The sequence below is a fragment of the Kitasatospora sp. NPDC057692 genome (genome assembly GCF_042799475.1).
In the GTDB taxonomy this organism is placed as follows: Bacteria; Actinomycetota; Actinomycetes; order Streptomycetales; family Streptomycetaceae; genus Kitasatospora.
The window spans coordinates 63,350-76,088 of record NZ_JBHVIV010000004.1; the positions used below are offsets into that span (position 1 = coordinate 63,350).

The 12,739-nt window shown below is 74.9% G+C and carries 10 protein-coding genes; 2 read left to right on the forward strand and 8 right to left on the reverse strand.

Annotation, left to right across the window (positions count from 1 at the left end; all coding sequences use genetic code 11):
* Positions 1 to 56: 56 nt before the first annotated feature.
* On the reverse strand, positions 57 to 1,076 hold the full coding sequence (locus tag ACFVFS_RS03460; RefSeq protein WP_380619560.1) for an NrtA/SsuA/CpmA family ABC transporter substrate-binding protein: 1,020 nt from the start codon (positions 1,074 to 1,076) through the stop codon (positions 57 to 59).
* A 148-nt stretch (positions 1,077 to 1,224) separates the two neighbouring features.
* Positions 1,225 to 2,232, reverse strand: a complete 1,008-nt coding sequence (locus ACFVFS_RS03465) for an ABC transporter substrate-binding protein (protein ID WP_380619803.1) — start codon at positions 2,230 to 2,232, stop codon at positions 1,225 to 1,227.
* A gap of 499 nt (positions 2,233 to 2,731) precedes the next feature.
* Here ACFVFS_RS03465 and ACFVFS_RS03470 point away from each other — a divergent pair, with 499 nt between their 5' ends.
* Entirely contained in the window at positions 2,732 to 3,514 is a 783-nt protein-coding gene (locus tag ACFVFS_RS03470) for an IclR family transcriptional regulator (protein WP_380619562.1), read from the forward strand.
* Positions 3,515 to 3,578: 64 nt separating this feature from the next.
* Here ACFVFS_RS03470 and ACFVFS_RS03475 read toward each other — a convergent pair whose 3' ends face one another.
* The 6 genes from ACFVFS_RS03475 to ACFVFS_RS03500 all read right to left on the reverse strand — a co-directional run bounded on the left by ACFVFS_RS03475 (position 3,579) and on the right by ACFVFS_RS03500 (position 10,166).
* Positions 3,579 to 4,265, reverse strand: coding sequence for a winged helix-turn-helix domain-containing protein (locus ACFVFS_RS03475; RefSeq protein ID WP_380619806.1), 687 nt, complete (start codon positions 4,263 to 4,265; stop codon positions 3,579 to 3,581).
* Between the two features lie 259 nt (positions 4,266 to 4,524).
* On the reverse strand, positions 4,525 to 4,794 hold the full coding sequence (locus ACFVFS_RS03480) for a hypothetical protein (RefSeq protein WP_380619564.1): 270 nt from the start codon (positions 4,792 to 4,794) through the stop codon (positions 4,525 to 4,527).
* Positions 4,795 to 5,449: 655 nt separating this feature from the next.
* Positions 5,450 to 6,127, reverse strand: a complete 678-nt coding sequence (locus ACFVFS_RS03485; RefSeq protein ID WP_380619566.1) for an ATP/GTP-binding protein — start codon at positions 6,125 to 6,127, stop codon at positions 5,450 to 5,452.
* Positions 6,108 to 6,437, reverse strand: a complete 330-nt coding sequence (locus ACFVFS_RS03490; RefSeq protein WP_380619809.1) for a DUF742 domain-containing protein — start codon at positions 6,435 to 6,437, stop codon at positions 6,108 to 6,110. The genes ACFVFS_RS03485 and ACFVFS_RS03490 overlap by 20 nt, the downstream gene beginning before the upstream one ends.
* A 206-nt stretch (positions 6,438 to 6,643) precedes the next feature.
* Positions 6,644 to 7,063, reverse strand: coding sequence for a roadblock/LC7 domain-containing protein (locus tag ACFVFS_RS03495; protein WP_350542745.1), 420 nt, complete (start codon positions 7,061 to 7,063; stop codon positions 6,644 to 6,646).
* A gap of 148 nt (positions 7,064 to 7,211) precedes the next feature.
* Positions 7,212 to 10,166, reverse strand: a complete 2,955-nt coding sequence (locus tag ACFVFS_RS03500; RefSeq protein ID WP_380619568.1) for a nitrate- and nitrite sensing domain-containing protein — start codon at positions 10,164 to 10,166, stop codon at positions 7,212 to 7,214.
* Positions 10,167 to 10,625: 459 nt separating this feature from the next.
* Between ACFVFS_RS03500 and ACFVFS_RS03505 the strand changes: the two genes are divergently transcribed.
* The gene (locus ACFVFS_RS03505) at positions 10,626 to 12,548 is read left to right on the forward strand and encodes an AMP-dependent synthetase/ligase (protein WP_380619570.1); all 1,923 of its coding nucleotides are present in this window, start codon (positions 10,626 to 10,628) and stop codon (positions 12,546 to 12,548) included.
* Positions 12,549 to 12,739 lie beyond the last annotated feature (191 nt).

Below are 12,739 nucleotides of genomic sequence, written 5' to 3' on the forward strand. Positions count from 1 at the left end.
GGTGGGCACGGGCGCGGAATCCGCTTCCGGCCTGCTCAACGGATCGGTGGTGATGCTCACTTGGCACCGGTCCCGAGCTTCTCGGCGTCGATCAGGTAGGGCTTGACGTCGACCAGCTGCTTGGTGACCTTCTGGTCGGCGAAGAACGCGGCGACGGTGCCGAACCGGGTGACGTCGGCCTCGCCGATGACGCCGGCGGCGGAGCCCTGTCGGACGACCTCGATGGCAACGCCCTTCTCGGCCGGGGTGACGGCGGTCGGTCCGGAGTCGGTGAAGACGTTGAGGTAGGCGGCCGGGTCGGCCTTCTCCTTGAGGCCGTTCTCGCGCAGGTAGTCGTAGAAGGCCCGGACCACCTCGGGGTGCTTGTCGGCGAAGCCGTTGCGGACGGCCCAGACCGCGTAGTTGTCGGAGCCGACTTCCTTGCCGTTGACCAGGAAGTGGGCGCCGGAGTTGGCGATCGTCGGGGTGGAGAACGTGTTCCAGGTGGCCCAGGCGTCGACCTGGCCGGAGTTGAAGACGCCCGAGGTCTGGTCGGCGCGCAGGTAGACCCGCTCGACCTTGTCGGCCGGGACGCCGTTCTTCTCCAGTGCCTTGAGCAGCAGGTACTCGCTGGTGCCGCCCTGGCTGACGGCGACCTTGCGGCCGACGAGGTCCTGCACGCTCTTGATCGGCGAGTCGTTCTTCACCAGGATTCCCTCGCCGACGCCGTCGGGGGCGGTCTGGGCGAACAGCTTGAAGCCTGGCTTCTGGGCGAGCGCGGCGACGGCGGAGGTGATCGAGCCCTGGGCGACGTCGAGCTGGTCGGCGGAGAGCGCCTGGGCGGCGGGGGCGAACGGGCCGGCGCTGCCGGTCCAGGCGACCTTGGCGTGGACGGCGGCCAGCGCCCGGTCCAGCGAACCGTCCTTCTTCCCGAGGGCGAGGAAGCCGTTGTTGCCGGGGTCCGGCACCCGGAGCACGACCTCGGCCTTGCCGCCGTCGGCGGAGGCCTTGGCCCCGTCGGCAGAGGAGCCGCAGGCGGCCAGGGCGGTGGTGGCGAGCAGTGCGGTGGCGGCGAGGGCGAGGCGGGAGGGGTTCACGGGGTCGACTCCTGAGGAGGGGGTGTGACGGGGGCGCGGGGCGGGCGGACGGAGGGCGGCAGCAGTCGGCGGCTGACAACTGACAACTGACAGATTTCAGATGACAGATAACAGATGACGGATTCTGAAATCTGTCATCCGATCACTGTCAGCCGCCGTGTGTGCGTCCTTCGGCGCGGCGGGCGGCGAGCAGGGCGCGGGCGGCGTGGAGCGGCTCGGGGTCGGTCCAGGCGTGGATGTCGACCGGACCGGCCAGGAATCCGTGCTGCTCAAGGAAACGTTTCTGCTGCTCAAGGAGGGCGAGGCGCTCCTCGGACAGGTCGAGGTGCAGGGTGCGGTGGCCGCCCCGCGCATACGCGCCGGCGACGCCCTCCTCCCCCGCTCCGGTCTCGGCGCTCAGGATGCGCGCGACCTCCGCCGGACGCTCGGCGGCCCAGTCGGCGGCCTCCAGCAGCACGGCGAGGAAGCGGGCCACCAGCTCCGGGTGGCCGTCCAGCAGCTCCTGGTGGACGGTGATCGGCCGGGGCGTGCCGTTGTTCACCCGGGCGCGGCGGTCCGGTGCCGCGTCCAGGTCCACGGCGACCTCCGCACCGATCCGGCGGGCCGCCTCGACGGCGAGCGCGCCCTTGACGTAGACCGCGTCCACGACGCCGTCGCGCAGCGCCGCCAGCTCCGCGGCCCACTGCCCGCCATCCGGCGCGGCCGGCACGTCCACCAGCTCGGCGTCGTCCAGGGTGAGTCCGGCGAGCGAGAGCGCCCCGTGCAGGCCGGCCAGGGCCATCGCCCGCCAGAAGTCGATCGCGATCCCATGTCGTGGGACGGCTAGCCGGCGGCCGCGCAGCTGTCCGGGCCCGGTGATACCGCTGTCGGCCCGGACCAGGACGACCTGGCGCTCCTCGATCCAGGTGAGCCCGATCAGCCTGGTCCGCTCGCCGCGCGAACGGGCCCAGAGCGCCGGCACGTTGCCGCCCTCGCGGAACAGCCCGGTCAGGGCGTGGGTGTAGTGGTGGTCGGCGGCCACCTCCGGCGGCACGTCCTGGAGCGATCGGACGGCGATGCCGTCGGCGGCGAACTCCCGCCCGAGCCAGCCCTGGTCGGCCGCGACTCCGGTCGCGGTGGGGACGGGGCAGCGGGTGAACCAGAGGGTGTCGGGCACCTCGGCGGCGGACGCCGCCGACGCGGTGGCGGTCGGATCGGCGATGGCCGGATCGGCGGCGGTCGGGGCGGCAGCGGTGGGGCTGTCGGGGCTGGGCACGGTGGGCTGGTCCTCTGCGGCAGGGTGCGCGCGGACGCGGCGGTGCGCGGCGCGGCACGGGTCACCAGGTGTGACGGGGCGGGGAGTCCGTAGGGTGGTCGGCGCGGACGGAGGCGGCGCGTCAGCGACAACAGGCGCAGGAGGCGGGGCACCGGTGGTTCGTCACGGCACTGCTCCTTCCTGCGGTCGGGTACGCGGTGGACGGGGCTCGTCCGGTGCGCTGTGACGAGCGTTCCACGGCCTGCGGCCACCGGACAAGGGTTTGCCACATCATGGGATCGGTTGTTCATGAACGGCATCCTTTTGCAACGCCGTTGACACATTCCCGCAGCACGCGCTGCCATAGTCTGGGAGCGACTCCGGTGAACCGGCCGGAGCCAAGGACAGAACGAGAGGTGCCATGGCCGAGGCCGTCACCGCCGTCCAGAGCCCGCCGGCCGGCGCCCAGGCCGTCCAGCGGGCCCTCGGGTTGCTGCACTGCTTCCACGACAACGGCCCCGATCTGAGCGCCTCGGACCTGGCCCGGCGGATGGACCTGTCGGTCTCCACCGCGCACCGCCTGGCCCGCACCCTGGTCAGCGCCGGGTTCCTGGAGCAGGACGAGCAGACGGCCCGCTACCGACTCGGCCCGGCCGTCGCCGAGCTGGGCCAACTCACCTTCCACCAGCGCGGACTGCACCTGGCGGCGCCCGAGCTCGACCTGCTGTCGCGCCGCACCGGCGCCGCCGCCGACCTGGCGATCCGCAGCGGTCCGCACGCGGTGATCCTGGTCGGCGCCTCCGTCCGCCCCGACACCGGGCTGGGGCTGCGCCGCCCGCTGCACTCCACGGCGCTCGGCAAGGTGCTGCTGGCCTGGCCGCGTCCCGGGGACGCGGGGGTCTCGACACTGGGCCCGCTGCCGCCCTTCACCGACCGGACCATCACCGAACCGGAGCGCCTGGACGAGGAGTTGGAGAAGGTCAGGACAGCCGGCTACGCGCTCAACGACGGCGAGTCGGCGGCCGGCGTGCGCACGGTGGCCGTCCCGGTGCTGGACGGCGCCGGACAGGCCCGCTTCGCGCTCGCCGTGCGCTCGACGCCCGCCCACCTCACCGACGGGCGCCTGGACTGGTTCCTCGGCCACGCGCGGTCCTGCGCCGGCGCGCTCGCCGTCCTGCTGCTGCCGCCGGACCAGCGGATATGACGTCTCGTCACATCAATGCCGAGGGCCGGGCGTTCGGAGGAACGCCCGGCCCGGTGAACGGCTGTCAGGCGACCGGGGTGTACTTGTAGCCGACCCGGCGGACCGTCACGATGCTGTCCCGGTAGGCCACGCCCAGCTTGCGGCGCAGCCGGGCCACGTGCACGTCCACCGTGCGGCCGTCGCCGACGTGGCCGTAGCCCCAGACGGCGGAGACCAGGTGGTCGCGGGTGTGCACCCGCTGCGGGTGCTCGGTCAGGTGGGCGAGCAGCTCGAACTCCAGGTAGGTGAGGTCGAGCAGCCGCCCGTCCACGTAGGCGTTGCGGCGCTCCACGTCGACGGTGATGCCCCGGCCGGCGGGCCGCACCGGGCGGACGGGGGCACCGACGGCGGACGGACCGGCAGCGGCCGGACCGGCGACGGGCTGGCCGACGACGGACGGACCGGAGCCGAAGGGCACGGCGGCGGGCGGGCCGGCGGGCGCCGGGGCCGGGGCCGGGGCCTGCGCCGGGGCCGCGATCGAGGCGACCGGGAAGCCGGTCGGCGCGGCGCCGCCCTCGGCCGGGACCAGCACCAGGTAGCCGACCATCGGCTGCCCCGCCGAGGCGCCGAACTGCGCCCCGTACTGGGCGAGCAGCGCCTGCGGCAGCGAGCCCTGGGGCAGCGCCGCGACCACCGCCGCGCCCTCCGGCAGCGCCGCGAGCAGCGCCTGCGGCGGGAGCGACGGGAGGATCGGGCCCTGGCCGGGCGACACCGGGGAGACGGAGGGGACCGCCCCGACGGGCGGGACGGAGCCGGGCTGGCCGACCGCCGGGCGCTGGGGGACGGTCCCGCCGTGCCGGCGTTCGGGGTTCGAGGAGACGGAGCGGACCGCGCGCAGGTGCGGGGTCGCGGAGGGAACGGAGAGGATGGCGGTGGAGGGGGTGGACATGATGCCGCTCATTTCGCGCGTGACGGACGGGGTGGAGTCGTCTGCGCGTCGACCGGGCGTACTGCCGAGGACTGACCCGGAGTCAGCGGAGCAGGTGCCGGGACGCGCTGGGCGATCCCGGACACGTCTGGTCGAACAGGTGCGGCTGCCGGGACGGCCAGAACGGCTCGAGGTCGAGGTGCCGACCCCTGCTTCCGTCCTCGGCGTGGTTCCCGCGCCCATCCGGCCGGGTGGCCCCCGCGCGGCGCCGCATCCCTCCGGCAGCCCCGGCCGTCCCGGCGGCGACGCGGGCGGCGGCGCGGGCGGTGACGGTGGTGGCGGCCGGGTGGAGGGTGGTGCTGACGAGGTTCACTGGTGCTCTCCGCGAAGCGGGCAGGGACGACGGCGGCCCACCGGACGGCTGTCCGGTACTGCCGGGTCGACGGTGTGAGGGGCCGTCGGCTTCCGTCGGGCCCGGTCGGTCGACCGGATCGGGCGACAGGGGCGGGCGGGCCGGCCGGGAGGGCTCCCGGGGCGGCGGACGACGGCGACGGTGACGTGGACGGCGAAGGGTGGCGACGTCAGCGACAGCAGGCGCTGCAGATGAGCGCGTGGTCGATGTACCGCCGGACCGTCAGCGCCGGAGTGACCGGGATGGGGAGAGCCAGGGAGGCGAACACGGCCGCGGCACGTCGCTGTTCGACGTTCACGGTACGGTCCTCCCCCCTCTGGTCTCGATGCGCCGACACGTCCCTGTGCCGCGCTGCGGCGCGCGTGCCGGACGCACTCGGTGCGCGACACGTTCGAGGCACCCGGGCAACCGGCCGGGCGGCCTCTGTCCACAGAGCCTTCCACGCCCGGCCCGTCAAGGCAACCTGCCTGCCTCCGATCGTCCGGCATGTGAACACGGAAATGAGACGCTGACGCGGCACCACCCGCCGCGACCGGGACGGCAGCCCGGTCACGGTCGGTCCCCGGACGGGCCCGGGACGGTCCCCGCGCGGGCCCGGCGCGGGCCCGGCGCGGGCTCAGACCGCGGCCGGCGCGCTCCGCCGACGGGCGGCCGCGTGCTCGACCAGCGCCACCAGCAGTTCCTTGCCGTCCTCGCGCAGGCGGGCGTCGCAGAGCACCACGGGGATGCCCGGGTCGAGGTCGAGCGCGTCCCGGACCTCCTCGGGGGCGAAGACCTCGCTGCCCTCGAAGCAGTTCACGGCCACCAGGAAGGGGATGCCCCGCTGCTCGAAGAAGTCCACCGAGGGGAAGCAGTCCGCAAGGCGCCGGGTGTCGGCCAGCACCACCGCGCCGAGCGCGCCCCGGGCCAGTTCGTCCCAGACGAACCAGAACCGGTCCTGGCCGGGCGTGCCGAACAGGTAGAGGGCGAGCCCCGGCCGCAGGTCGATCCGGCCGAAGTCCATCGCCACCGTGGTGGTGCGCTTGGCCTCCACGCCCGCGGTGTCGTCCACCGGGCGGCCCAGCTCGCTGAGTTCCTCCTCGGTGCGCAGCGGGCGGATCTCGCTGACCGAGCCGACCAGGGTGGTCTTGCCCGCGCCGAAGCCGCCGGCGACCAGGATCTTCACCGCGGCCGCCGGGCCGCCCCGCCAGCGCGGGTCGTTGGCCCGGTCGCCACCCGTGCCGCCGGCCCGGTGGTGGGCGGTCGGCGGCTGGGCGGCGGCGGTCGCGGGCAGGTCAGAGCGCACGGAGTCCATTGATCACGTCTCGCAGCAGGCGCTCGTCCGGCAGCTCGGCGAGCGGAACGGGTCGGGTGACGCTGATCAGCTCGGCGTCGTAGAGATCGCCGAGCAGGACGCGCACGACGCTGACCGGCAGGTCGGTGTAGGAGCCGAGCTCGGCCACGGAGATCGGCTCCCGGCGGCACCAGTCCAGGATGGTCTGGTGCTCCGGGTCGAGCACGTGCGCGGGTACGGCCCCCGTGGCCGGCGCGGGGTCCTTGGCGGTGATCAGCGAGATCAGGTCGAACAGGCCGTCCTCGACCGGCCGGGTCCGGCCGCGGGTCATCGAGTACAGCCGCACCACCGGGCCGGCGTCGTCGTCGAACCAGCGGTCGTCGACCGGGGTCCGCGCCCGGAACAGGTCGACGCCGGGCTCGGCCCCGTCCGGACCCTCCGAGCCCTCCGGCTCCGGGCCGTCCGGGGCCGGGCCCCGGTCGTCCGGCCCCGGGTCCGGAGGCACCGGCGTCGGTTCCTCGTCCGCCATCGGACCGCTCATCTCCCGGGCGGGGCCACGTCGGCGCGCGGTTCGGCGGCCAGGTGCTCGCCGACCCGCTTGACCAGCAGGGCCATCTCATAGGCGATCTGGCCGATGTCCGCCTCGGCCTCGCTCAGCACCGCGAGGCAGCTGCCGTCGCCGGCCGCGGTGATGAACAGGAAGGCCTCGTCCAGCTCGACCATGGTCTGGCGCACGCCGCCGACCTTGAAGTGCCCGCCGGCGCCCTTCGCCAGACTGTGGAACCCGGCCGCGACGGCGGCCAGGTGCTCGGCGTCCTCCCGGTCGAGGTCGCGGGAGGCGCCGGTGGCCAGGCCGTCGCTGGAGAGGATCACCGCATGTCGGAGCGCGGCGACGCGTCCCACCAGGTCGTCCAGGAGCCAGTTGAGGTCTCCGGGCGACTGCGTCGAAGTGGTCATGATTCTGTTCCTTCCGCTGGAGCGGGTGGTGCGGTGATGCGGTGATGCGGGTCGTGCGGTCGTGCGGGTCGTGCGGGTCGTGCGGTGATACGGGCCTTACGGATCGAACGGATCGAACGGGACAAGCGGATCGAGCGGGTCGAACGCGTCATACCGGTGGTGCGGGTGGTGCCGTGCTCTCGGACGGCCCGTCGGACAACGGACCGGCGGGTGCGCCCGGTTCCGCCGCGGCACGCGGAGCCCGGGCGAACCTGGCCGGCGGCGGGACCGGAGCGCGACGGGCCAGCGGTGCCGGTTCGCCTCCGGCGGGGCCGGGCAGCGCCGCCGGGGCGGGCGCCGGGCTGATCGCGCGGCGCCCCGGGTCCGGCGGCTGCCAGCCGGGGACGGGCCCGGGCGCCGGTGCCGGCCGGGGATCGGGCGCGGCACCGGTGGCGCCCCGGCCCCGGGTGAAGCCGCGTTGGAACGAGGCGAAGGTGGCCCGGGCCTCCTCGGGCGAACGCTCGCGCGCCGCCTCCGCTCCGCCGTCCGGCCGCTCGCCGCCCGGGGTGGCGGCCGCGGTCTCCACCGCCCGCTCGCGCAACTGCGGGGCGAGGCTCGCCTGCCGGACGCGGCGCGGCAGGGCACCCGGCGCGGCGCCGTCACGCGGTGCGCCGACCCGCGGTGCGCCGTTGCGCGGCGGGGCGGTGTCCTGGGGGGCGGCCACCACGGCGTCCACCACGGCCTCCGCCGCCGTGTCCGTCACGGTGTCCGCCACGGGCGCGCCCTCGGCCTCGGCGCGCCGGTGCCGACCGGTACCGGGACCGGCCTCGCCGCCGGGCGCCGGGACGAGCACCGGCCCACCGGTGCCCCGCGACCGGCGCGGCAGTCCGCCGGGCGTGCGCGCGGGTTCGGGCGCCGACGGGCGCGGCCCTCCGCTGATCCGGTGCCGCCCGCCCTCGCCGTTCGAGCCGTGCGAGCCGTGCGAGCCGTGCGACCCGTTCGAGCCGTACGATCCATTGGCCCCATTGACCCCGTTGGCCCCGTGCGACCCGTTGGATCCCCCGGCGCCGTTCACCGCACCCGGGCCGCCGAGGGTGCCCGCCGCCTCGTCCGCGCCGAGCGCCGGCACCGCGACGAGGTCGCGCCGACCGGCCACCCGCCGCCCCCCGCCCGCACCGGCACCGGCGCCCGCGCCCGCGCCCGCGGCGGGCGGCTCCGGCCGCCCGTCCGGCGCCTCCGCCAGCAGCTCGCGGGGTATCAGCACCACCGCCGTGGTCCCCCCGTACGGCGAGGGCCGCAGGTGCACTCGGATGCCGTGCCGCCGGGCCAGCCGGCTGACCACGAACAGGCCCAGCCGGTCGGTGTCGGCGAGGTCGAACTCCTGCTCCACGGCGAGGCGTTCGTTGATCCCGGCGAGGGCCTGCTCGCTCAGCCCGAGCCCCCGGTCGTCGATCTCCAGCGCGAAGCCGTGCGCGACCACCTCGCCCTGGACGGTGACCTGGGTGGCGGGCGGGGAGTAGACCGCAGCGTTCTCGACCAGCTCGGCGACCAGGTGGGTGACGTCCGCGACCGCGCTGCCGAGCAGCCCGGTGCCGGGGAACGGCCGGACGATCACCCGGGCGTAGTCCTCGACCTCGCCGACCGCCGCGCGGACCACGTCGACCATCCGCACCGGCTTGCGCCAGGCCCGGCCCGGCGAGCCGCCGGCCAGGATGATCAGGCCCTCGGCGTGCCGGCGCATGCGGGTGGTGAGGTGGTCGACCTTGAAGAGGTCCTCCAGCTCCGCCGGGTCCTCGGTGCGCCGCTCCATGGTGTCCAGCAGGGTCAGCTGGCGGTGCAGCAGCACCTGGCTGCGCCGGGCCAGGTTGACGAAGACCGCGGAGACCCCGCGCCGCAGTTCGGCCTGCTCGACGGCGGCCTCGACGGCGGCCCGCTGGACGGCGTTGATCGCCTGTCCGACCTGGCCGATCTCGGCCGCGCCGAACTCCAGCTCGGGGGCCTCGGCGGCGACGTCGACCGCCTCGCCCTTGCGCAGCCGCAGCATCACCGAGGGCAGCCGGGTGCCGGCCAGCTCGTTCGCGGCGTTGCGCAGGCCGATCAGCTCGCGGACCAGGCCGCGGCCGATCCGGTAGGAGATGAGCACCGAGAGCACCACGGCGACCAGGCCGATCACACCGGCGATGCCGCCGCGCCAGAGCAGTCCGATCGCGTAGGAGTGGTCGCGGTCGTCGATGGTGCCGGCGAGCCGGGAGTTGATCGCGGCGAGGTCGCCGAGCGCGTGGTCGGCGGTCTGCCGCCAGTTGCCGCCGTTGATCGCCTGGACCACCCGCTCGGGGCCGCCCGCGCCGACGAAGTCCGCCTCGGCCCGGGACAGCGCGGCCCAGGCCTCGCCGCCGCGAAGGGCGATGTAGTCGGCCTGGTCGACCGGGTCCAGCTCGGCGATGTAGACGGTGAACAGGGCCTGCTGGTTGTGCAGGGCGTCGAGCGCGACCTGGTACTGCTCGGGCGTCGGCCGGGCGACCGCGGTGCGCAGCCCCTCCATCGCCGCGTCCTCCTGGGAGAGGTACTCGCGGGCGCGCACCAGCTCGGTCAGGATGGTGCCCTGGCGCGGGAGCTGGCCGCTCTGGCGGGCGACGAAGGCCGACCGGAAGGCGAAGGTGGGCTTGACCAGGTCGCTGTACTGCGCGAGCGCGAACTCCCAGTTGAGCGCGGCCCGGCCGACCTGGGCGCGCAGCGGGGCGAGCTGGTCGGCGGCGGCGAGGATCTGCAGCAGGCGGCCGCGCTGGGCCTCGTCGAGCCGGCCGCTGCGGGTGTCCTTCTTCTGCCGCAGCACGGCGAGGTCCCGGTCGGTGACGGCCTGGGCCTGTTCGAGGGCGTCCCGGGCGGCGCGCGAGGCCGGGTCGGCCAGCCGGCTGACGGCGGCCCGGCGCTCGTTCTGCAGATCGTGCGCGTACTGGTCGACCGGGGTGCCGAACTCGCTGTACGTCCGGCTGAGGTCCAGCCGGCTCCAGACGTCCCCGGCGGTGGTGAGCGTCGCGTACGCCCAGAGGGCGGCGAGGGCGACGATGGGCACCAGGAGCAGCGCGATGATCTTCGCGCGGATCGAGCTGCTGCGCAGACGCATGGAGTCCTCGGTCGGGAAGTGCCAGGCGCGGACGGGGTGCGGGCGGTGGGGTCGGCGGGGGCGTGGATCGGCGCGGACGGACGGCGGGTTGGTACGGACCAGGTGCCGGTCCGGGGGTGCTTTTCAGGACAGGCCGGGAGCCCCGGCCGCAGGTCTGCGAGACTCTACTACGCCCTGACCACTCGTTCGAGGGTCGAACCCGGCCTCTCTTCGCCCCGGGCCGGATCGTGTCCGGATCGGCACCAAGATCACCGGTTTCGCACCGCCGCCGCACCTCCCCCGCACGGCTCTCACCCCGTCGTCACGCCGCTGACCGGCGGCGCGAGGACGGCGGACGACCGTTCCGCGGCACTCTCCGCACGACCCGGTGCCGATCTCGTCGCGTCACGGTCACAACCCTGGGCAGTCGGCACGCTATCCGATAGTTTCGCTCCACCTGCAGGACTGATCGGGGGGATCGTGCGCGAGTTCACCACCCCCGCCCCGGCCGGACCGCCGGCCACCGGCGGGCTGGCCGACTCGCTCTACGACACCGCCGAAAGATCCCCGGCCCTGCCCCAGTTGGCCCGCCCCGTCGAGAGCACCCGGCGCCCCGGGAGCCCGCGGTACGCCGACGGGAGCCCGCGGTCCGCCGAGAGCCCGCGCTCCGCCGACGGCGGCCCCCGGCCCGCCGGGGACGGCGGCTGGCAGGACGTCACCGCCGCCGGCTTCCGCGACGAGGTGCTCGCCCTCGCCAAGGGCCTGCTCACCCGCGGCGTGCGCTACGGCGACCGGGTCGCGCTGATGTCCCGCACCCGCTACGAGTGGACGCTGTTCGACTACGCGCTCTGGTCGATCGGCGCGATCCCCGTCCCCGTCTACCCCACCGCCGCCGCCGAGCAGGTCCGCTGGATCCTCGCCGAGACCCAGGCGGTGGCCTGCCTGGTCGAGGACGAGGACCACGCGATGACCGTCGGCGCGGTCTGCGACGCGTTACCCGACCTCACCGGCATCTGGCAGCTGGACCGGGGCTGCGTCGCCTCGATCGTCGAGGACGGTCGCGAGGTCCCCGACTCGCTGGTGCACCGCCAGCGCCTCGGCGTCACCGCCGGCACCGTCGCCACCGTCGTCTACACCTCCGGCACCACCGGCCGCCCCAAGGGCTGTCTGATCACCCACGGCGCCCTGGCCGACGCGGCCGACGCGCTGCTCGCCTGCTGGGACGAGGCACTGCGCGACACCGGCGGCCACCAGCCCTCCACCGTGCTCTTCCTGCCACTGGCGCACGTCTACGGCCGGATGGTGCAGATCGCGGCGTTGCGCGGCGGCTTCCGGCTCGGCCACGTCCCCGAACTGTCCACCGACGCGCTGCTGCCCGCCCTCGCCGCGCTGCGCCCGACCTTCCTGCTCGTCGTGCCGTACGTGCTCGACAAGGTGTTCCAGCAGACCCGGCGCACCGCCGAGGAGGCCGGGCGCGGCGAACTCTTCGAGCAGGCCCGGCAGGTGGCCGTCGACTGGGCCGCCGGCCGCGAGCAGCGCGCCTTCGGCCACGGCCCCGGACCCGGACCCGCGCTGCGGCTGCGCCACCTGGCCTACGAGCGGACCGTCCACCCGCGACTGCGCGCGGTGTTCGGCGGCCGGCTGCGGACCCTGATGTGCGGCGGCTCGACGCTGGAGCGCGAACTCGGCCTGTTCTACGCCGGGATCGGCTTCCAGCTCTACGAGGGCTACGGGCTCACCGAGACCTCCGCCGCGATCACCGGCAACCCGCCCGGGCGCTCGAAGATCGGCACGGTCGGGCGGCCGGTGCCCGGTGCCACCGTGGCGATCGCCGACGACGGCGAGATCTGGGTCCGCGGCCCCGGCGTCTTCGGCGGCTACCTCAACCACCCGGGCTGCACCGCCGAGTCGCTGATCGACGGCTGGTTCGGCACCGGCGACCTCGGCATCCTGGACGAGGACGGCTACCTCACCGTCACCGGCCGCAAGAAGGACCTCATCGTCACCAGCAGCGGCAAGAACCTCGCCCCCGCCGCCCTGGAACTCCGGGTCGAGACCCACCCGCTGGTCTCGCAGTGCCTGGTGGTGGGCGACGACCGCCCCTATGTGACCGCGCTGATCACCCTCGACCCGACGGCGCTGGCGCACTGGCTGAAACGGCGCGGCCGCGGGCAGGCGGACCCGTGGGCGGTGCTCGGTGACGAGGAGCTGCACGCCGAGATCCAGCGCGCCGTCGCGGCGGCCAACACCGCCGTCTCGCGCGCCGAGTCGATCCGCGCGTTCCGTCTGCTGCCCCGGGAGTTCGGCGTGGAGCAGGGACTGATGACCCCCTCGCTGAAGCTGCGGCGGACGGCGATCACCGCGCACTACTCCGCGGACATCGAGGAGCTGTACGCCCCCTGACGGTGCGTCTTGTCCTTTTTGCCGCAGGACCGGTGAGCCGGAGACCGTCCGCCACTCCTTGACGATCGGAGTGGTCCAGTCCATTGTTTTGCTCCGGTCAGAGTGCGGCACGCCGACGGCTCCCGCCCCCTCCGGGAGCACCCCCCATCCCCACCTCCCCCATCCCCATGCCCGCGCGCCCGCCCCAACGG